At 57.6% G+C, this 21,185-nt stretch carries 16 protein-coding genes; 7 read left to right on the top strand and 9 right to left on the bottom strand.

What is annotated here, in order from left to right; translation table 11 throughout:
- Together AC13CE_RS00800 and AC13CE_RS00795 are read left to right on the top strand one after the other, a co-directional pair.
- On the top strand, positions 1–808 hold an 808-nt coding region (locus AC13CE_RS00800), incomplete at its 5' end, for a tyrosine-type recombinase/integrase (protein WP_482971159.1).
- Positions 805–1,974: a site-specific integrase gene (locus tag AC13CE_RS00795; RefSeq protein WP_011413114.1), complete on the top strand. Its 1,170-nt coding sequence runs from the start codon at positions 805–807 to the stop codon at positions 1,972–1,974. The genes AC13CE_RS00800 and AC13CE_RS00795, both read left to right, overlap by 4 nt.
- A gap of 1 nt (position 1,975) precedes the next feature.
- Here AC13CE_RS00795 and AC13CE_RS00790 read toward each other — a convergent pair whose 3' ends face one another.
- The 3 genes from AC13CE_RS00790 to AC13CE_RS00780 form a co-directional block, all read right to left on the bottom strand.
- Positions 1,976–2,401 (bottom strand): GNAT family acetyltransferase, encoded by a 426-nt coding sequence (locus AC13CE_RS00790; RefSeq protein WP_011413115.1) that lies wholly within the window; start codon positions 2,399–2,401, stop codon positions 1,976–1,978.
- Positions 2,394–5,279, bottom strand: coding sequence for an Eco57I restriction-modification methylase domain-containing protein (locus AC13CE_RS00785; RefSeq protein ID WP_482971158.1), 2,886 nt, complete (start codon positions 5,277–5,279; stop codon positions 2,394–2,396). Before AC13CE_RS00785 ends, AC13CE_RS00790 begins: the two co-directional genes overlap by 8 nt.
- Positions 5,280–5,344: 65 nt before the next feature.
- Complete coding sequence (locus tag AC13CE_RS00780; protein WP_011413120.1) at positions 5,345–7,657, bottom strand: nSTAND3 domain-containing NTPase; 2,313 nt, start codon at positions 7,655–7,657, stop codon at positions 5,345–5,347.
- 109 nt (positions 7,658–7,766) lie between these two features.
- Between AC13CE_RS00780 and AC13CE_RS00775 the strand changes: the two genes are divergently transcribed.
- The 3 genes from AC13CE_RS00775 to AC13CE_RS00765 all read left to right on the top strand — a co-directional run bounded on the left by AC13CE_RS00775 (position 7,767) and on the right by AC13CE_RS00765 (position 10,826).
- Complete coding sequence (locus tag AC13CE_RS00775) at positions 7,767–9,665, top strand: ATP-binding protein (protein WP_482971157.1); 1,899 nt, start codon at positions 7,767–7,769, stop codon at positions 9,663–9,665.
- 362 nt (positions 9,666–10,027) lie between these two features.
- On the top strand, positions 10,028–10,189 hold the full coding sequence (locus tag AC13CE_RS00770; RefSeq protein ID WP_482971156.1) for a MerR family transcriptional regulator: 162 nt from the start codon (positions 10,028–10,030) through the stop codon (positions 10,187–10,189).
- 52 nt (positions 10,190–10,241) lie between these two features.
- Positions 10,242–10,826: a protein-methionine-sulfoxide reductase heme-binding subunit MsrQ gene (locus AC13CE_RS00765; RefSeq protein WP_482971155.1), complete on the top strand. Its 585-nt coding sequence runs from the start codon at positions 10,242–10,244 to the stop codon at positions 10,824–10,826.
- On the opposite strand, the gene AC13CE_RS00760 is transcribed toward AC13CE_RS00765, so the two are convergent.
- The 3 genes from AC13CE_RS00760 to AC13CE_RS00750 all read right to left on the bottom strand — a co-directional run bounded on the left by AC13CE_RS00760 (position 10,811) and on the right by AC13CE_RS00750 (position 14,694).
- On the bottom strand, positions 10,811–11,317 hold the full coding sequence (locus AC13CE_RS00760; protein WP_482971154.1) for a ComEA family DNA-binding protein: 507 nt from the start codon (positions 11,315–11,317) through the stop codon (positions 10,811–10,813). The genes AC13CE_RS00765 and AC13CE_RS00760 overlap by 16 nt on opposite strands.
- A gap of 84 nt (positions 11,318–11,401) precedes the next feature.
- Positions 11,402–11,932: a SixA phosphatase family protein gene (locus AC13CE_RS00755; RefSeq protein ID WP_482971153.1), complete on the bottom strand. Its 531-nt coding sequence runs from the start codon at positions 11,930–11,932 to the stop codon at positions 11,402–11,404.
- Positions 11,929–14,694, bottom strand: a complete 2,766-nt coding sequence (locus tag AC13CE_RS00750; RefSeq protein WP_482971152.1) for an ATP-dependent DNA helicase — start codon at positions 14,692–14,694, stop codon at positions 11,929–11,931. Before AC13CE_RS00750 ends, AC13CE_RS00755 begins: the two co-directional genes overlap by 4 nt.
- A gap of 849 nt (positions 14,695–15,543) precedes the next feature.
- Between AC13CE_RS00750 and AC13CE_RS00745 the strand changes: the two genes are divergently transcribed.
- Positions 15,544–17,172 carry a lysine--tRNA ligase gene (locus AC13CE_RS00745; protein ID WP_482971151.1) on the top strand — a complete coding sequence of 543 codons (1,629 nt, stop codon included), beginning with the start codon at positions 15,544–15,546 and terminating at the stop codon, positions 17,170–17,172.
- Between the two features lie 9 nt (positions 17,173–17,181).
- Here AC13CE_RS00745 and AC13CE_RS00740 read toward each other — a convergent pair whose 3' ends face one another.
- A complete protein-coding gene (locus AC13CE_RS00740) occupies positions 17,182–17,850 on the bottom strand; it encodes a prolyl hydroxylase family protein (RefSeq protein ID WP_482971150.1) in 669 nt (222 codons plus the stop codon).
- 105 nt (positions 17,851–17,955) lie between these two features.
- Here AC13CE_RS00740 and AC13CE_RS00735 point away from each other — a divergent pair, with 105 nt between their 5' ends.
- Positions 17,956–18,510, top strand: a complete 555-nt coding sequence (locus AC13CE_RS00735; protein ID WP_482971149.1) for a cytochrome b — start codon at positions 17,956–17,958, stop codon at positions 18,508–18,510.
- A 91-nt stretch (positions 18,511–18,601) separates the two neighbouring features.
- Here AC13CE_RS00735 and AC13CE_RS00730 read toward each other — a convergent pair whose 3' ends face one another.
- Positions 18,602–19,600, bottom strand: coding sequence for an RcnB family protein (locus AC13CE_RS00730; RefSeq protein WP_482971148.1), 999 nt, complete (start codon positions 19,598–19,600; stop codon positions 18,602–18,604).
- A gap of 227 nt (positions 19,601–19,827) precedes the next feature.
- On the bottom strand, positions 19,828–21,033 hold the full coding sequence (locus AC13CE_RS00725) for a GGDEF domain-containing protein (protein ID WP_482971147.1): 1,206 nt from the start codon (positions 21,031–21,033) through the stop codon (positions 19,828–19,830).
- Positions 21,034–21,185 lie beyond the last annotated feature (152 nt).

The raw sequence follows: 21,185 nt of genomic DNA, 5'->3' as shown, positions 1-21,185 counted from the left end.
GAAGCCTTCCACGCGCGATGCATCTCGGGCTTACATCGACAAACGGCTGATACCACGGTTTGGGGCACTCTCGGTCGATGCGATTGAACGGGCCGACATCAATCGCTGGCGAGACAGCATGGCTGACGTGGGAGGAGCCTTTAATCGCAGCATCCCGGTCCTGTCGGTTATGATGCAATATGCCGAGAAGCTCGGCTATCGCGAGAAGAACACCAACCCGTGTCGCGGTGTCTCTCGTTTCAAGCGGGACCTGCCGGAACGCTATCTGTCGGCCGATGAATATCGAAGGCTCGGCAAGGTGCTGGCAGAGCACAATGGTGCCAATGCGTTCGTGGTCCCAGCCTTGCTGTTGCTGATCTATACCGGTGCACGGGTTTCAGAGATTGCGACCCTGCGCTGGCGCTATGTCGAGTTGCCCCGCCTTGCGTTGCCTGATAGCAAGACGGGGCCGAAGACGATCTACCTCAACCCGCAGGCAATCGCTGTGCTCGATGGGCTGCAACGGCGCGGAGACGATCAGCTCGTGTTCCCGGCAATGTATCGCGAGGTGCCGATCAACCTAGGCCAGCACTGGGAGAAGATCAGGCGCAAGGCAGCCTTGCCCGATGTGCGCCTGCATGATCTCCGCCACAGCTTTGCTTCGGTGGCCATAGCGAAAGGCATACCGCTTGCGACCATCGGCAAGCTACTCGGCCATGCGCTTCCTGAAACGACGGCACGATACGCGCACCTTGCTGACGAGGTGATTTCGGAAAGCGCTGACCGCATCTGTTCCAGCCTCGCAAGCTCAATGGGGATGACCGCATGACCAGCTATGATCTCAAGCGTATCCTTGCCGAGGAGCTGGCGCGCATCGTTCCGGGCGATGCCGGAAAGCGCCGCACGAAATTCGATTACGTCCTTCCCGGATTTGGCGAGCGCATCCACCCGTCCGGCAGGAAGAGCTACGTTCTTCAGCGCACAATGGGCGGCAAGCAGAGGCTCATCACCATAGGCGATGCGGCTATCCTAACCGAGCGGATCGCCAAGGATGTTGCGCGTCGCCTCATCTTGAGGATCGAACTGGGCCAGAACCCGGCAGACAGGAAACAACGCGGCAAGAAGACGCCGACCTATGCTGCCTTTCTTCGGCACTATTGGGAGGTTGCAGCTCCGGCCTGGAAGCCATCCACCCTTGAGATACATGACATCTACCGTCGAACGCACTTGGAACATGCATTCGCCGGAAAGTTCATCGACGAGATCAGCCATGCTGATGCTGTGCGCTGGCATGCAATGTTAACACGCACGGCAGGACCGGGCGCTGCAAACCGCGCTATGGAAATCCTAAAGGCGATGTTCGGCAAGGCGGAGGCATGGGGCTATCTCCCAGAGCACTCAAACCCCTTTCGTGGCGTCAAGCGCAACAAGGGGCGGAAGATCGAACGCTTTCTGAGCCAAGCCGAGATGGCCCGTCTTGGAGAAGCCTTGTCACAGCATCGAGCCGACAAACCCAATGAGGTGGCGGTCATTTCGCTTCTCGCTTTGACTGGATGTCGGCGCGGTGAAATTCTCAATCTCACTTGGGGCGAGGTTCAGGGGCGCAAGCTTAAGCTGACCGATACAAAGACTGGGCCACGTGTCATATGGCTTGGTAAAGAGGCGAGGGCAGTGATTGATCGCTTGCCGCGCAGAAGGGGCCATGAGCGCGTCTTCCAGTTCGATGTGCTGCCCGTCTCTGCAATCGATTGGTTCTGGCGCATGCTGAGGGTGGAAGCGGGCATCGAGGATTTGAGATTGCACGACCTTCGGCACAACTATGCTAGCCTAGCTGCGCGTTCAGCCGAGACCCTTCCGATGATCGGCGAACTGCTTGGTCATCGAGATGTCGGCACCACGGCACGGTACGCACATTTCGATGATCGCAGTTCTCTTATCGCGACACGCCACGTCGGCAAGATCATCGAGCACAATCTCACACCAAAAAGAGATTGAACTAGGTTTGGTCGAAGACACGTTTTCCCATGCTAATGCGCTCTTCCGTTGCATAGCCGTGGCAGCGATAAAACTCGCTGACAGCGTCATTATCGGCCCTGATTTGCAGATTTATTTTCTTGCACCCCATCTGAAGGAGCTTTCTCTCAGCCGCTTTCAAAAGTCGTGATCCAATACCACGACGCTGATGAGATGGTTCGACGGCGATCGTATACAGCCAACCTCTGTGACCGTCGTAACCCGCCATGGCGGTTCCAACGATATTACCTTTAACCTCGGCGACCAAAAACAGTTCTGGCTGTACCCTCAGCTTCTCTGGAATTGCATTCTCGGCATGGTTCCAAGGAGGATCGCCTGGAAAAACTTTCGCCCAAAGTTTCTCCACCTCTGAGAAATGTCTCGATTGATAAACGAGAATATCAACCATTGGCAGCAATGAAGGATCGTTCTTTGTCGGACAGCCCATAAGCGGATGCCACAAGTTCCCATACCTTGTCTCTCAAAATGGTTTGCTTGAGCCGAAGTCGCCGCTTGTCGGACTCAAGCTTTGCCGCGACTTCCTCGCTATTCACCGCCGTCAGATCCGAAACCAATCCGGCAATCTTTGCCGAACTTGGAATCATGGGAAATTCCTCCAACTGCTTTTTGGTGTACCACGGATGCAGCTTGTCATAGATGGCGTACTTCGTTCGCAGATACCATGCACCCAGCGGACTTGTGAGCACGCCAAGCGCTGTCATCAGGGCTTCCGTGTCGTCGCTCTTACTAATAGCTATGTATAAAGCCTGATCGATCGCGGCAGGTTCTTCGATGAAAGCGGCGGAAAGAATGGGACCTAGGGTCTTCCTAAAAACGGCCTTTGGTTTTTTCATGAAGTCTGGATCGCGAGGTTCTGCCAACCAATCACCGTAAGAGACGAATTGGCCTGAGTAGCGATGGTTGAGCCAAAATACGTCACGCCCTCTTACCTCAGGGAGATAAGTCTTATTTAGACGTGTGTCGGCATGATAGGATCTTTCGGTTTTATCGCGTTTCGTTTGGGGGCCTTTTCCGAACGCACTAGAACCATATCCATCTGTGCGATATGCATGTAGGCCGCGATTCAGCCGCACTAAACTCCCAAAGTTGGCGAATTTTTCGTCAAGGCGAGAGATGATGCGCTCAGCGCGTTTGTCGTAGCGAGGATTGATTAGACCGAGGCGATTGATGTCAGCGACATCTAATGTGCTCATGGTCTCAAACTCTGTAGGTGATGTGAATCTCACAATGTCGAGCTTCTTCGATGGCTTAGCATTGCGAGTGAAAAATACAGTGTTCTCGATGTTGGCATCGCGGAACACCTTGTATTCGAAAATGCTGAGTTCAGCGGTCGACCACTCGTTCAGCAAGCTGTGTCGCACGCGTGAAAAATTGGCAGAGTTTAGCCAAGAATCCGGGACAATGTAGGCCAAGATGCCGTCAGGTTTAAGTAAGTGAGTCCCCTTTTCAATAAAGTAAACATAAAAATCTGTTTGGTACTCTGAGAGCTGGTATCGTTTCTGATAATATAGAGCTTGATCCTTTCCAGCAGAGAAGAGGTACGGTGGGTTTCCGATGACGCAGTCAAACCCCTTAGTATCGGCTAGGAAAGGGAATTCAATTTCCCAATCGAACACATTCATCGCAATGTGATCATCGTCCGAGAAGAGCGAGTATGAGTAAGTTTTGTAAAAGTCACTTCCTATGAGCGAATTGCCGCATCTGATGTTCTGGCCCAAATCTGGAAGCGCCCGTATTCTAAAGAAATCCATCTGCCTTGCCATGGCATCTGCAGTTTCACCCTCAAGCACTTTCAAGAGAAGCGAGAGCTTTGTCACCTCGACGGCCTGCGTGTCGATATCCACTCCGAAAATGTGGGTCAGCAGTATCCGTCTGCGTTCTGCAATCGTTAGGCGCCAATCATCTTTTCCGACTTCAAGCAGCTTCGGCTCTTTGCCCGATGTGTATTTGGCAGGGTCGTCGGAAACGTATGCATCGCGATACCAATCCAACAGATATTGATAGGCGCCGATCAGGAACGAGCCTGAGCCACAAGCGGGATCAATAACACGAACGGGCGCCGGGTTTTTCGTACGCTTATCCTCACCCGAAGCCTGCGCGGGTGTCTTCCCTTCAAGTAATTTCCCCAAGGTGTTTTTGACTATGTAATCGACGATGTATGCTGGTGTGTAGTAAACCCCCCCGGCCTTCTTCACCTCCGGCTTTTCTTCGATGATCGCTCGAGAACCAGCAAGCCTGATGACCTTGCCTAGAAAGCGCTCATAGACTTGACCTAGAATATCAGCCGGGAGAACCGAGAACTCGTATGGGCTCTCCGGGTAATAGAGGCTCTTCAATATTGGCTTAAGAACCTTATCGTCGATCGTAAGATCGAGCGTAAAGGTGTCCAAGGTCTCAGCCGAGCCATCGCCCTTATTGAAATGAAATAGTCCTGAATTGTAACGGTCATCCGCCTTGAGGAAGAGCGCGGTCAGACTACCGTAAATTTCCTTTTCTGTAGAAAGCTTCTGAAGTTGTCCGTACTTTTCGATGCCTCTATCTTCAGCGATCCGCAGAAACACAACTCGATCAATAATTCTTTGAACGGCAGCGTTCAGCTCTCGCACATCCAGCTGGCGGTTTCGAAGTGCGATGTTCCGAGCTAGCGCGGCCCTCCATCCTTCGATTTCTTCAAGAAATGCGTCATCGACTTCCGCCGTACCCCGTTTGCGTCGATTGTCGGTCGCATACTTATCGAAAGAACCTTTCAGGACTGCTTCACGAGAGAAGATTGCAGCGATTTCATCCCATTTTTCGACGTAATCGTCGAAGGTGTAGTACGCGGTGCGCGCTACGCTAGCCTTGTCAGTTTTCTCTGGTTTGACCCGGCAATCGTAGACAGCGAGTTCCTCGAAGTCAGTGAGGATGGAGAGTGGTAATTTTGCGCTCCAAGCATACCGTCTCAATTGAAAGGCGGGACCGACGTCTTGCTTGATATTGACCGCGGGTTTTTTGGCTTCGAGGAAGAATTTCCGAGTTCCCCCGACACGGAAAGCATAGTCGGGGGCCTTAGTGTTTCCACCGATCTTTACGGCATCTTCGTGCACAACATCCTTGTAGGCTTCGGCGTAGCCTTGCTCGTTATCTATGTCCCAACCCAGAGCCTTGAAAAATGGATCGATGAACTCGCGCCGGACTTGCGTCTCGTTGTATGAGCTTGCTTGATACGCTTCCTTATGAAGTCGAAAGCGCTCGACAAGTTCGACAATGACTGCGGGTGTTGACATCGGTCCCCTATCGCATGGACCAGTGGCGTCGCAAAGCGGCTTTTCGCGACAAACCATTTCCAATTTCAATCATCAACATCCTCAAAAATTACAGAAAGTTGCTCTGTCGGGCTGAGTTTCGACGCGCTGGCAGGTGCACTGGGAGTGTCTGGTTCATCGTCATCATCGAGCGTTGCTGCATAGTCATCAATGGCCACCTCGGCAGCTGCGCATTCATCTAAGAGTTCAGCGTCATTCTGACCGAATGCAGCGAACCCCTGGATGGCCTCCTTTAGATCTTGGAGATGTCGAGCACGATCGCCGGTCAATAACCTCTCATCCCACTCCTGTGGTTCCAGTCCATACTCATTGACAATCTCATGGCGGAACCGGATTGAGAGGTCGTGCAATTCCTTAGCCTCAAATAGGCCCTGAACCATTTCGTCCTTGAAGGGGGTAGCGTCCGCCCAATTTAGGCAAAGCTCCGTCACTCGCTCGACGGTAGCGGCACGCAGTCCCTGATCGGCCAGGCCTCTAGCATGCGCCTTTGCGACGAAATCAAGTTCTGCGCTGAAATACATATCAGAATTGATGCGTTCGGCTATTGCTAGCGGGTCTTCCAAGCGTCCAAAGTAGCGTTCCAGGAAACTATCATCTCCACGATGCGCCGCGAAACGCAGTAGATCACGATCTGAGAGTTCTCTCTCCTGCATCCGATCAATCAGAGTATCGTACAGGCTTCGGGGTATATGAACGCTGGCGCCAGGCAACTGCGTTGTCCCGCACACAACTTCGCTCAGAAGCTTCTCTAATTTTGCTCCACGGACATACAATTCAATCATTTCCGGCGATCCAGACACTATTTCGGCAAAAGCGTCGGCGACAGTGGGATGTTTGAAAACCCAACGTGGACCGTCGGGTGCCTCGACAAGTAGGGTTAGGCTTCCTCGCAAGGCCTCCATTGCTCTTGCGACGTCAGCGAGCGGGACGCCCGTAAGCCGGTAGACCGTCGTTAGTTCAGTAGAATTGGCAATAGGAGATGGTACGCCTGTAGGGCCATGAAGAAAGATCAAAGCGACGGCAGCGCGTTCGGGCTCGGCTAATCCTATCAGCACATCTCGTAAGAACTCGATCGGCCTTTCGAAAAAGTCCGATAACCCGTCGCGACTTACCGACAACTTTCCCGTGAAATACGGTGAAGCAAGGCGGCGAGCGGTTTCCGGGAGGAAGTTCGTATTCGTCGCCACAGAGGGTAAAAAGGGCTTCAACTTTCTTTTGAGCGAGATCGGCTGTTCGCCCAGTCTTATGTGATTGTAGAGGATCTGCGCTCTCTCTAAATCAGTCAGACCTTGGACATCGATGATGACTTGGCTGTTCGATAGGAGTGGAAATTCGCCAAGTTTCAGGTCAAACTTCGCAGAATTCCAGATGTAGGTGCGGGAGGTCATAAGCACCCTCGCTCCTGACTTCACTGCAGCGTGCATCATTTTTAGTCGGCTATTCCAGCTATCGACCCTGGAACGCTGATACTGCGTTTCGCCAAAAGCGTCGTCGATCCAAAAGAACTGAGAAGGTTCATTCGGATTCCAGTGCTGCTCAAACCCTGGCCCGTCAGAAATCCGAACGGTGCCAATCGCACCATCGTCGAGGGCACCCACGGCTAAACTGGCCCCGATCGTGGATTTGCCGCTAGCAGGATCACCCAATAGCAAAACAAAACGATGCTTTTGCAATGCCTCAACGCTCTGTCGATGCGCCGCTGTAGTAACAAACGCTGCCAGATCATCGCCCATTGAGCTTAGGATAAATCTAGCCTGAGTGTACGCGCGTTCGTCAATTATCTGAGAAAGATCCCCAAGACCATAGAGCCGCGGCACCATCATGCGTAGCCGAGGGCGTGATCTGATTTCTTCGGTCAGCCAATCTCTTCCTAACACCCTAGCTCGCGTAGCGCCCGCTGCCTCAATGGCTGAAACCATTTCCCCTTCAGCTTGGCCCGAAACTCCAGCATTGGTCAGCAATACGTAATCGTGGGCCAGCCCACGACACTTCAGCGAGTCGATTTTGGAGAGTTCGCCCGAAATGTCGCTCAGCTTGAGCGTCTTACTCGGTTTTCCAGTGAATTTGCATTGAATAGTTGATTTGGCTTCCGGTACATCAGGTGCCCCCGGCCATGTGCCCCAGAACGCGCCGTCTCTCCCGCCATCTTGAGAAGGCAGAAAGGTTTGCACTGGGCGTTCGAGCACCTCGGCAGCGACCGCCACAGCCAAGTCTTGAAAAGCCTTCCAGCCTAAAGTGTGAAGCGCGAAATCAATCTGCTGAGCCTGCGCCAGCGGGGTTGCGTTTTTCGCAGCAGCCGTGCCCCCAGCTTGCCCTAAAATGTTCTTTCCTTGAGCCATTTACAACGCTCGTAAGCGACAGTTGAAAAAATGCCAACGCGCCATTTTGGAGACCAACATTCAATTTCAAAACTTCAGCAAGATGCTAGGCTGAGAAGATAGTAGAAGCTTGTTCTGGCTGTCGGGGAATATCGTGGAGCTTGCAAAGGTCACAATTGAGAATTTTCGTTGCTATCGTGAGCCGATCAGCATCGACATTGAGAATCTTACAGCTCTTGTGGGGCGGAATGACGTTGGCAAATCCGCCATAATGGATGCTCTCGCGATCTTCTTTGAGGTCGCAAAACTTGATCGAGACGACGCTTGTAAGACTGGCGACCCAACGAATGTGCGCATCACTTGCGAGTTCGATAGTCTCCAAGATGTCATTTTGGACACTGATTATGAAACAAATCTCGTGTCTGAATTTCTGCTCAACAACGATGGTCGTCTAGCTATAAGAAAAACATACAATGGAAGTCTGGTCACTCCAAAACTGACTTCTGTTGATGCGCTAGCCATGCATCCTTCAGCAGATGGATTTTCCGATCTCTTGGCATTGAAAAAGGCTGAGCTTATCGCTCGCGCAAATGAACTCGACGTCGATCTAGACGGGGTGAACAAGCAGGCGAATTCGCCGATAAGAGCGGCACTGTGGGAAGCATGTGAAGATTTGAAATTGCTTCCGACAGCTGTGCAACTGAACGCTGAGGGTGGGAAACAAGTCTGGTCCGCGTTGGCCACCTATCTTCCAACATATGCACTTTTCAAATCTGATCGCGCGAGCACGGATCAGGACGATGAAGCACAGGACCCGCTGAAAGCTGCGATACGTGAGGCGGTCAGGGCTGTCGAAGATAAGTTGCAGGAAGTAAAGGAGTACGTTGAGACGGAAGTTTCCAAGATCGCGGGTGCCACCGTCGAAAAGCTTCGCGAAATGGACCCAAGTATTGCGGAGACGCTTGACCCCATCGTTACGACCAAAAAGTGGGAGACCCTTTTTCAGACTAGCATCACGGGTGACCATGGAATTCCGCTCAACAAACGTGGAAGCGGAGTGAAGCGGCTTGTTCTCCTAAACTTCTTTCGCGCCAAAGCCGAACGAGCATCGTTGGAGACAAGCAGTGCATCAATTATCTACGCAATCGAAGAACCTGAAACGAGCCAGCACCCACGAAATCAACGGCTTCTATTAAACGCCTTGCGTGACCTATCTTCTGGTCCCGGCAAGCAAGTCCTGGTGACAACGCACACCCCGATGTTGGCTCGTTGCCTACCCGAAACCTCACTCCGTTTCCTTGAGAAAGGTGAAGGTGAACTCCGATCGATCACCCAAGGAGGGGCGGAAACAAGTGCTCAGATTGCCCGCTCACTTGGGGTCCTTCCAGATCATAGTGTTCGGCTTTTCCTGGGCGTCGAAGGACCGCATGACATCGAGTTTCTGAAAGGCATGGCTCGAATGCTCCTCGCGGGCGGAGAGGCGGTGCCAAATCTAGAAAACTTGGAGCTAGAAGGGGAGGTCATTTTTGTCCCTCTTGGCGGAAGCAACTTAGCTCTTTGGGCTTCTCGCCTGCACCATCTCAATCGACCCGAATTGCACATTTGCGATCGCGACAATGAGCCACCGGCGGAGCCGAAATACGCTGAGTTCATGAACACAGTGAATGAGCGCGAGGGGTGCCAAGCGATCGCCACCTCGAAGCGAGAAATGGAAAACTTTCTGCACCCGCAAGCGGTCGTTGAAGCCTACGCAGCGAACGGCATCGAGTTGACTCTGGATGACATATTCGCAGATTTCGAAGATGTCCCAATGACGGTGGCTAGAGCCGTACATATCGCTGGCGGAAGTGAGATAGACTGGGAAGATCTCGAAGCCGGACGCAAAAAAGAAAAGGAAAAAGCCGCCAAGCGCCAATTGAATGGCCAAGTCTTACATCGGATGACACCACAGCGCCTAGATGCGTCTGACCCAAATGGAGAGATACGTGGTTGGATGCAGACTATCAGCCAACTTCTGGACGCAGAATGAGTGTATTTGGCCGCTTACTTCGCGCTCATTTGGCCAATGAAGGCTCGTCAAATCACCATGCTTTGGACGCGGCCCTGGCGCAGGTTGATCTAAAATTTAGTCCCTCGCCAAAGGGGTGAGGGCAACCATTGGGGTTCAGAATAGAGATATGATGCTCAGTCAACTAAGGCTGAGGGGTTGCCCGAAGTGTCCTTTGCTTATTGCCTAAGTATGCTCCAGAGGTGGCTAGCTGCTCCCGCTCCAAAATTAAGGTTAGAAATTCAGTGTATTGAGCGTTTGCTCCAAGTTGCCGGAAACGCCCGTACACATTTGAACTTGACAGCACGCCTAACGCAGCGGACTGGAAGAAGATCAGCGGGGAGGTGCGGCAGCGGATCGATGCGCAGATTGCCGCGCTCGAAAAGGTGCGTGAGGATCTCGATGGATGCATCGGCTGCGGTTGCCTCAGCCTGAAGAAATGCGCGCTCTACAACGCCGGCGACAAATGGGGTGAAGGCGGCGTCGGCCCGCGGGTCTTGCGGTAGGATGCCGGACCTACCATAGCGCGGTGATGCCTGTGCCAAGCTGGATGCCGTCTTGAAATCGATCCTGAAATCCCGGCCATTTCTCTGGCTCGTCCTTGCCCTGCCGGGGCTCTGGATCGGCTGGCGCTGGCTCATGACGCCTGACGAGTATGGATACGGCCATGCCATTGGGGAGAGCGGAGATTGGGCCGCGTGGCTGTTGATGGCGACGCTTGCGGTAACGCCGATCAAATTGCTTTTTCGCAAGCAGGGATGGGCGATCTGGCTCATGCGGCGTCGACGCGATCTGGGTGTGGCCAGCTTCGCTTATGCGGCGGGGCATACGGTGATGTATTTGTGGAAGAAGGGATCGCTCGGGCTGGTTCTCGCCGAGCTCGATCAGGACTTCATCCTCGTCGGCTGGCTGGCCTTGGCGCTGTTCGTGCCGCTGGCCGTGACCTCGAACGATCTATCGATGCGTATGCTCAAGCGATCATGGAAGTCGCTGCACCGGCTGGTCTATCCGGCGGCGGTGCTGACCTTCCTGCATTGGGTCTGGTCGGCATTCGACCCGACCACGGCCTGGATCCACGTGGGTATCCTGGCCGCGATCGAGTTGATGCGGATCGTGATCCAGTGGCGTCAGAGAGTGACGTAGCTGCGGAAGCGCGCGACTTCGGCTTCGTCGACATACTTGCCGATTTCGCGGTCGAATTCGGCCATATCCTCATAGGGACGATATTCGAGGAATTCGTGGACCATCTTGTCGGTCATGCCGGGGATCAACTTGATGTCGGCTTCGCTGGCAGTGTTGAGGTTGACCGGAACGAACAGCGTTTCGCGCACAGTGGCCGCCTCTTCTTCGCTCAGCGTTTCGAGGAGCTTGGCATTGAAGGCGCTGACGTTTTCATAGGGCTGGCCGGCAACGATTGCTGCTGCGAGTTCGGCGGACATGCCTTCCATTCCGGCAAGCTCTTCCTCGGTTGCGGTGTTGGCATCGGCCACACTGTTCGGGGCCTCTGCCTCGGCAGAATCGGCCACCGGAGCTTCGGCGACTGTGTCCTCGGTGGCTTCCTCATTCCCGCCCGAACAAGCGGAGAGAGTGATGGCTGCGCTGGCAAGCGCGGTAACGATGGAAATCTTACGCATAGAGATGCTCCTCTTACTGATAAGTATTCGCATTAGCGGAATGCGCGTAGAATGAAAGGGAAGTTTCGGCAATCCACGTGTTGCCTATCCGTGCTCGGGACCCAGTTCCGGATCGAGATCGCGTGGCCGTGCGAAATGCACCAGCTTGCCGCAACCTGGTGCCAGGTCGGCCCAGTCGTCGATGTCTAGTTCGAATACTGCAAAGGCGGCGGTGGGAAACTTGACTTTGGCCTCGTCGAACAGCGCGTTTTCGTTTCGGGGGGAGACCAGTTCGAAAACCATGTCGCCGAAACCCGGATTGTGGCCTGCCAGCAGCAGACGGTCCGCATCACCGCCCTGTTCACGGATCACGTCGCAGATCGTTTCGGTGGAGGCGAGATAGAGACTGTCCTCCCATTCCGGCTCGGGACCGATGTCGGCCTCTTCAAGGGTCGTCTTTACCCGCTGCGCAGGGCTGGCGAGCAGCTTGTCCCATTTCACGCCGTGATCGCGGATATGCGCCCCGATCAGTTCGGCCCCCTTGCGACCACGGCGGTTGAGGCCCCGGTCGAAATCGCGCTTGTCGCTTTCGCCCCAGTCGGACTTGGCATGACGCAATAATCCCAGGATTTTCACTGCCGTTCGTTCTCCGTTGACGTTTCTGCGGCTTGCGCTGCGGGCTCTCCAACACCGTTCGTCACGCGCTGTAAAGCTTCCGTAAGCGTCAGGCGTATGACGGGTGTACCTTCGGGGAAAGCGGAAAGCAGGCGGCTGGGAAAGGCTGGCGATAGAACGATGAAATGCCCGAAATCCTCGCGGCTGCGGATCAACCGCCCGAATGCCTGTGCCAGCCGTGCACGAATGATGCGATCGTCGTATTTCTGCGCGCCCCCTGCCTCCTCGGCTGCGGCCGCGCGGCGGGCGCGATGCAGGATGGTGGGGCGCGGCCAGGGCACACTTTCCATCACCACGCAGCGCAGGGACCGCCCGGGCACGTCCACTCCGTCGCGCAGGGCATCCGTGCCGAGCAGGCTGGCGCGCGCATCGTCACGGAAAATGTCGGTCAGCGTGCCGGTATCGATCGGATCGACATGCTGCGCGTAAAGCGGCAGTCCGGCCCTGGCGAGGCGATCCGCAATCCGGCCGTAAACCGCACGCATCCGGCGGATTGCAGTGAACAGGCCCAGGACGCCGCCGTCGCTTGCCTCGATAAGCCGGGCATAGGCACCCGCCAGGGCGGGAATGTCTCCGCGTTTGATATCGGTGACGATCAGCACTTCGGCGCGGCTCGCATAATCGAACGGGCTGTCGGCCTGTGCGGTTTTCGGCACGAGATCGAGATGCGCCGCGCCGCTCTTGGCGATGGCAAGGGGCCAGTCGTGCCCGCTCTCGTCGCGGTCGGTCAGCGTTGCGCTGGTCAGCATGACACCGTGGGCGGGTTCGAGGACCATCTTGGCGAAAGGTTTCATCGGGTCGAGCCAATGCCGGTAAAGCCCGACATCGAATTCGCGCGCATCGTTGCGGTCGACGGCCAACCAGTCGACGAATTCCTCGTCCGCGGGCCCGCCCAGCCGGCCCAGCAGCGCTTCCCATGCCGCGATGAGGTCGATCCGCCAGGCGAGCGAATGGCGCGCACCCTCGATCCGCGCGCGGCCCTGTCCGTCGAGCCAGTCGGGCGCATCTTCCATTACAGCTTCGAGCCGTCCGGCAAGCTTCAGTAGCGGCTGGCGAATTTGTGCCAGCGCCTGCGCGGCTGTGCCCGCCGCTTCCACCAGTTCGCCCGGAAGCTGCGCGGTTTCGGTCTCGATGCCGTAGCCCGCTTCCTGCCCGCTTTCATCGCGGGCGTAGGTGACGGCGCGAACCTGGCCCAGAAGCGCCTCGAGCGGACCCGAAGGCGCACCTTCGGCGAGTCTTCCCAGCCAGCCGTCCGAAGGGAGCGCCTCCGCTGCCTCGACTGCGGCTTCCACCGCGTCGCCGCCCGCCTCGTCATAGCTCGCGACATCGGCAAGCCTTGCGGCGAGTCCCCTCCGGCGCCCGCGCGAATTGCGTTCGGGCCCGATGATCCAGCGCCTTAGTTCGATAGCTTCCTGCCCGGTCAGCGCGGCGGAAAAGGTGCTGTCGGCAGCGTCGAAGACGTGATGACCCTCGTCGAAGACGATGCGCGTAGGGCGGCTTGCCACGTCGCGGCCCCGTGCTGCGTTGACCATCACCAGGGCGTGATTGGCAATAACCAGATCGGCCTGCGCGGCATTGCGCGCACTACGTTCGATGAAGCACTTTCGGTAGTGCGGGCAGCCGGCATAGACGCATTCGCCGCGCTGGTCGGTCAGTGCCGCGATGCCGCGTTTGCGAAACAAGGTCCCGAGCCAGCCGGGCAGGTCGCCGCCGATCATGTCCCCGTCCTGCGTATAGGCAGCCCAGCGCGCCACGAGGTGTGCGAGGATGGCGGCGCGGCCGGCGAAACCGCCTTGCAATGCATCCTCCAGATTGAGCAGGCAGAGATAGTTTTCGCGGCCCTTGCGCACGACTACCGGCGGCGAACCGTCCTCGCGCGTCATCGGCCAGGCCCGCCCGCTTTCGCGGCGCAATTGTCGCTGCAGGTTCTTGGTGTAGGTGCTGACCCATACCGTCCCGCCGGAGGCTGCGGCCCAGAGCGAGGCGGGGGCGAGATAGCCCAGCGTCTTGCCGATGCCGGTTCCCGCCTGCGCGAGCAGAACGTGCGGGCGCTTTTGCCGGTCGCGCGGGGCGAAGACGCTTCCCGCGCCGCGTGCGAATTGTCGCTGGCCTTCGCGCCGTTCCGCCCCTTCTCCGGTCAGTCGTTCGAGATGCGCCTCGATCTCCGGTTCTTCGATCAGGACCTGTGCGGGCTGTGGCCGTTCCGGCGTCTCCTCCCATTCGGGCAGCCGGGTGAACAGCCATTTCTCGGCCTTTTCCGGCTTGCGCACATGAGGGGCGAGGACATTGGCCCAAGGCCAGCGCAGCCGGCTGAGCGATTGCAGCGAGGACCACGCCCCCTCCCGTTCGGCCCAGTCTTCCCGCTCACACTGTGCCACCAGGGCGCCTGCCGCCTGCTGCAAGAGCAGCGGTACGCCTGCATCGTCTTCCGGTTCGTCGAGATTCAGCGCATGCGCCAGGCCCTTGGGCGTGGGTACGCAGAACCTTGCGGGATGGACGAAGGCGAACAGTTCTAGCAGATCGAGTCCCGAAAGGTCGGGATAGCCGAGCCGACTGGCCACGAGCGGCGCGTTCATGAGTAGCAGCGGCGTATCGGCCGCGGCCATGACCGCTTCACCCTTGGAACAGCCGCGCGTCGACCCGTTCGCATCGCGCAGCCAGGTCCCCGCGTGGCTGGCATGAAGGGCAGGGAGGGGGAGCGCCTGGGTCACGCTTGAGACCATGAAAGCGGCAGAACGAAAAGTAAACAGAAGCGCGCAGCAATGTGCCGGAGGTCATTCGGTTCACCGCAAGGAATCGGCAACCGGTCCCGATTTCCACAGTGGAAAGGGATTAAAAACAATATGTTCCTTGTTCCTGAACAGGTCATTACAGGAACTGTGGCAAAACTATGCCCGTTCTTAGAGGCATGACCAGACCCGGACACATGAGCCGCAAGCCGCGGATCGATCTTAGCCAATCTACCAATATCTGGCCCCAACTCGTGGCTGGAGACCTGCGACTACCTGATTTGTCTCCCGACCCTCCCTAGGTGTCGCAGCGGAAGGGGCGTCCACTACCGAGTTGGGCGTCCCTTTTGCGCGTCGGACAGGGACGACGAGGAGGCGGGGGCATCCTCCATCCGGCATCTCAACAGAGTGAGTGGAACGACAAACCACCTGGGGAGTTGGACTCCCGGCGCCGGGTCGCAGAAGCGCCGGGTGGCCTGCCGTCCCGCAATCAGTGTACGCGGAATCGAAGGTTATTTCTTGCTCAAGATGCGACCGGTCCGTTTTGGGACAGCACGCTTGGGATGGAGTCGTGCCGATGTGACCGCTCTTGTTGGTCAAACTGCTTTCAGCCCTTTGAACCCAGCAGCTGTCCTACACGCCCCGGGCGAAGTATCGAGCTGGAATGGAAGCCCGCTTCTCCAATAAAAAACCGCCGTTGGAGGTCGCAGGCTGCCCGCCGGTTTTTCTTCCTTTGGACAGTGGTCCATGTGGTCCATGTCTCAGTTTTCCTGCCGCGTAACTGAACGCCGCGACTCTCTTCGCACTTGCAACAGGAACGCGGTTCGGCGAGAGGCATCGTTCATGAGCATAACCGATCTGATTACCGCCGCCCGCGTGTCCAAGGCCTGGCCGTTCCAGGAGGCGCAGCGGCTGCTCAAACGGTATCCCGATGGCGTGAAGCCCGATGGCTCACCCGTCCTTTTCGAAACGGGGTATGGCCCCAGCGGCCTGCCGCATATCGGCACCTTCCAGGAAGTGCTGCGCACCACGCTGGTCCGCCGGGCCTTCGAGGCGATGATCGGGGCGAAGCCCGAAGACGGCAAGACGCGTCTCGTCGCCTTCTCGGACGATATGGACGGGCTGCGCAAGGTGCCCGACAATGTGCCCAACCGCGAGCTGTTGCAGGAAAACCTGCATCTGCCGCTTTCGCGCGTGCCCGACCCCTTCGAGAAGGGTCATGAAAGCTTTGCCGCGCACAATAACGCAATGCTGCGCGCCTTTCTCGACCGCTTCGGGTTCGACTACGAGTTCATTGCGTCGAGCGATGAATACAATTCAGGCCGTTTCGACGATGCGCTGAGGCAAGTGCTGCGCAAGAACGATGCGATCCTCGACATCATGCTGCCCACGCTGCGCGAGGAACGGCGCAAGACCTATTCGCCTGTCCTGCCTATCTCGCCCAAGACGGGCCGCGTATTGCAGGTGCCGGTCGAGGTGGTCGATGCCGAAGCCGGTCTCGTGCGCTTCACCGACGAAGACGGGACAGTGGTCGAGCAGTCGGTGCTGGGCGGTATGAGCAAGCTGCAATGGAAGGTCGACTGGGCAATGCGCTGGTACGCGCTGGGCGTCGATTACGAGATGTACGGCAAGGACCTGACCGACAGCGGCGTGCAGTCGGGCAAAATCGTGCAGGCGCTGGGCGGTCGCAAGCCGGAAGGACTGATTTACGAACTGTTCCTCGACGAAAAGGGCGAGAAGATCAGTAAATCCAAGGGTAACGGCCTGACCATCGAGCAATGGCTGACCTACGGTAGCGAAGAGAGCCTGGGCTTCTACATCTTCCCCAATCCCAAGAGCGCGAAGAGCCTGCATACCGGGGTGATCCCGCGCGCGGTGGACGATTACTGGCAGTTCCGCGAACGGCTGGCCGAACAGGAACTCGACAAGCAACTGGGCAATCCGGTGTGGCATCTCGCGCGCGCCAATGGCGGGTTCGAAGGGGCAGAGGCGCCGGGCGCGGGTGACAGCCTGCCGGTGACCTATGGCCTGCTGCTCAACCTCGCCAGCGTGCTGGGTGCCGAAGCGAGCGAGGCCAGCCTGCGCGACTATCTCGAAAGCTACATCGGAGCGGGCCGTGTCACCCCCGAGCTAGAAGTGCTGATCGGTACGGCGGTCGCTTATACGCGCGACTACATCGTGCCGACGCTGGACAAGCGTGCGCCGACCGCAAACGAAGCGGAGGCGTTGAAGGTACTCGATGCCTATCTGGCCGAAGCGGCGCCTGACACCAGCGCAGAGGACCTGCAGACGCAGGTGTACGAGATCGGCAAGCGCGAGGAATACGGCTTCGAAAGCCTGCGCGACTGGTTCAAGGCGCTTTACCAGACGCTGCTCGGCAGCGATCAGGGCCCGCGCATGGGCAGCTTCATCGCGCTTTACGGGATCGAAAACAGCCGCAAGCTGATTGCCGAGGCACTGGCCCGGGCCTGACGCACTTCGTCAGTTGTGCTTGCGCGTGCGGTACCATTTGGTGAGCACGTATTTCGAGCCTTCGATCACCGGCGTGCCGGCGTGCATCGTATCCTCGTTCGGCGACCCGTCGGGTTTGGCATTGTTCCAGATCAGCAGCACACCGGGTTTGGGTTCGATCGAGGCGCCGACATGGGTGAAATGGGTGTGTCCGCCCTGGGGTACGGTGTTGAGGAATGCCATAGCGGTCCAGCACCGCTGGCCGCCGCGCTTGCGCTCCAGTTTCCAGTATTCCTGGTCGGTATAGAACCAGTCATTATGCGGCTTGAATTCCTGCCCCGGCAGGTAGCGCTGGCCCTGGATCGCTTCGCCGGTCGCCGGGTTCAGCCCAAGGAAGTCATCGATCCGGCGGGAGACTCCTTTCACGAACGGGTCGTGCGGGTTGAAGTTGCCCGAATAGGAGGTGCGGAATTTCTCAATATAGGCAGTTTCGTGCAGCTCGCTCGGCCGGGCCACGACATCGATCATGGTGATGAAGCGGCGGCATTCCTCGGGCGTGAGGAAGTTCGGAACGGCGAAAATCTCAGCAATGTCGGTCGGCACCTTGTAGATATCGGGATCGTTCTCGAGCCGCTGGCGCACCTGTGCGCCGATACGCTTGAGGGCGTCCTGGTCGGGAATCACAGCAGTCTTCGTCATGCCCATAGTGTTAGCGATGCAAAGGCGTCTCGCAACCAGGCATCTTGTGCGAAATCCATACCTGTCTAGATTCGCATCCGTGCACAGGGATGGGAGCTTACCGAAATGACCGATACCACAGAACGCCGTTACTCGGCCGGTGCGATGATCTTCCACTGGGTGATTGCCATTGCGGTGATCGTCAACTGGCGGATCGTAGAGAGTGCAGAGCAGCTTGACGGAGCGGCACGTGGAGCCGCGATGGGCAATCACATGGCGCTGGGGATCACGATCCTTGCCCTCACCATCGGTCGTCTATTGTGGCGCTGGACGCATCCCGTTCCGCCGCTGCCGTCCGACCTCGCCAGATGGGAAGCGATCTTGGCGCGCACGGTCCACATTATCTTCTACGTCCTTTTGATCGGGCTCCCGCTGGGCGGATGGATTGCCAATTCGCTGGCCGGGCGCGAAATCGACATGTTCGGCTTGTTTACGATCGCGCCACTGCCATTGGGCGAAAACGAGGACGCGGCGAAATCGATCTTCGGCTTGCACGCAACAGGCGGCAGTATCTTCATCTATCTCATCGCGCTGCATATCCTGGGCGCGTTGAAGCACACCTTTTTCGATAGGAACGGCGGGATCTTCCGCATGCTGCCCTTCGGCAAGGTGCCCGGCTGACGAAAAACCCCCGCCGATCGCTCGGCGGGGGCCTGTTGCCTCCTGCAGTCCACTCTCACGCCGCAAGAGGCGAAGGAAAGTCTGGAAAGCCTTACCAGAAGAAGTCGTGGATCACGTCGACCACTTCGCCGGAGTAGATGTCGACCAGTAGCACGTCGTCGTAATAGCGTACCCAGCGATAGGGGCCGTATACTTCGGGCAGGCGATACCGCCACGGATCGTTGATCCAGTAACGGCTTCCGAAGAAGAGGCTGCCGAGGCGGAAGCCGATATTCAGGCGCCGATAGCGATAATCGCGATAGGGCGCGTAATAGCGACCGATCCGGTAGATGCTCCGGTTGGTCTGGCGATAACGGTTCCAGTCATAGCGACGGTCGGCGCGCCAGCGACGCTGGTCCCAGCGGTTGTAGTCGTGCCAGCGGCGGCCGTCGTAATAGCGGGCGCGGCGGTCGCTGCGGTGTTCGCTCCGGCGAGCGTCGCGATATCCGTTGCGATAGGAATCGCGACTGATCGACCGGTCCTCACGCGCGTCGCGGCGACGTTCGTCACGCCGACCCTCGCGATAGGCCTCGCGACGATTTTCACGCCCCTCGCGGCGACTCTCGTTCCGGCGCACATCGCGATAGGTGCGGTTACGGTCGCCCGAATAGGTGCGATTACGCTCGTCGCGGCGATTGTCATTGTTGCGCCGGTTCCAGTCACGGCTCGAACGCTGCTGTGCCACTTCCGCGCGCCTTTCGCTGCGATTCTGCTCGCGGCCCCGTCTGTCCGAGCGGTATTCGCGCGCCGCAGCTGCCCGCTGGGCAGCGGCTCGAACGGCCTGCTGGCGCTGCGCATCGCGGTTGTAACTGCGCTGTTCGCGGCGATTGTCGCGATTGTCCGCGCGTTGCTCGCGCCGGTTCTCACGGCGATCGCTGCGGCGTTCCTGACGTCGTTCGTTACGACGCTCGGCGCGGTCGCCCCGATCATTCTGAATTCGTTGTTCGGACGAAATTAATGTCGCCTGCGCGGGGGCGGGAAGGGCGGTGATCGCAATCGCAATCGCAAGAGCGCTCAGCGCACTGCCTTTCATCAATTTTGACAAAGTCATGGAGCGTATCCTTATGGCTCGGTAGCCGCTCCACACCTGCGGCCTGTTTCAATGTCAAATCTTGTATCAATCCGGCCTGACCCGGAACTGAACCGGACCTGCAGGCATTTGTTCAGGTTTGTATCGAAAAAAATTAATACAGGCCCCGGTGCTTCCGGCAGACGTATCTTACGCCTGGGTCGATTTTTGCTTTTACTCGACAGCGGACTTCTGAAGGGGCGATACTGTCATGCCGCGTGTACGGCGTGCCTGTTGCGGCCCGCATCCTTGGCTTCGTAAAGTGCTTCGTCTGCAGCTTTCATGATATCCCGCTCGTCCCATCCGGGCTGCAATTGCGCGACCCCGATGCTGAGTGTGGCATCGACTTGCCGATCCCATTCGACTTCAGCCAGTCGATCCCTGATCGCGATGCAGCGATCTTCCAATTCGGAAGCCATGCGGCCCGGGAAGACGAAAAGAAACTCCTCTCCGCCCAGGCGGCCCACCGAGTCACTGTCTTGCGCCTCTTCGCAAAGGATATCGGCGATCTTCTTAAGCACGAGATCGCCATAGCCGTGACCGAACCGGTCGTTGACTGTCTTGAAGTGATCGATATCGATCATCGCCACGGACAGGGGCGTGTCTTTCAGCAGGGACTCGTCCATTGCTTCGGCGAGGTTGGCCAGGATGCAGCGGCGATTGGGCATGCCGGTCAGCGGGTCGGTTGCAGCCAGCGAACGAACCTCTGCGGCTTCGCGCTCGGCCCGCGCACGTGCGAGTTCGAGTTGGCGCATCGTTTCGGCGCGCTCTGTCACGTCGAGCATGGTTCCGAAAAGCGCAGCTACACGGCCATGTTCGTCGGTCTGGACGTCACCGCGACAATCGACATGTACGATATCGCCCTGTGAGCGTTCGATACGCGACTCGAATGCGAATGGCAGCCCATGGGTAGTAGCTTCCACCATGAATGCGCGAACCCGCTCGCGATCTTCGGGCAGGTGGAGCGAAATCCATTGCTCGAAACTCGGCTGTTCGTCCTCGGCGAAACCGCAGATACGCAGCGCCTCGCGTGACCAGTGAACCGTATTGTCCACCGGGCCGAATCGCCAGTGGCCGACCTTGGCGGCTCGTTCTGCCGCTTCCAGCCGGGCAGCATGTCCGGCGATGGTGGCAAGATCGTTCTCGCGCTGGGACAACAGATAGGCGAGAGGCATCGAGGATGCCAGCAGGGCTACGAGGTAGACCTGAAAGAACAGTACCTGCTCTTCAGTCGTGGGGAAGAACAGCGTTACCGGGCCTGCGCCCTGTGCGGTAAGAATCGAGCCGATAGCGGCCACGATGACCAAGGCGCCCGCAGCACCGCTGAGACGGAGAGTTGCGGTAGCGATGGCAATGGCCATGACCGGCAGGAACAATAAGGGTATATCTGCCTGACCGAAAGCAGCGACGCTCAAGATGGTGACCACTAGGCCGTAAACTCATAAATTGACTTGCGCGGCGCGGGCGCGGTTGATTCAAGGCTTCGGGAAGGAGCTTTGGATGACGCGTCGTAGATTTGAACTGACCGATGATGAGTGGCTGGTGATCGAGCCGTTGTTGCCGAACA

The sequence above is a fragment of the Qipengyuania sp. B-5 genome (assembly GCF_056857815.1).
This window is presented reverse-complemented; position numbering and strand designations above follow the sequence as displayed.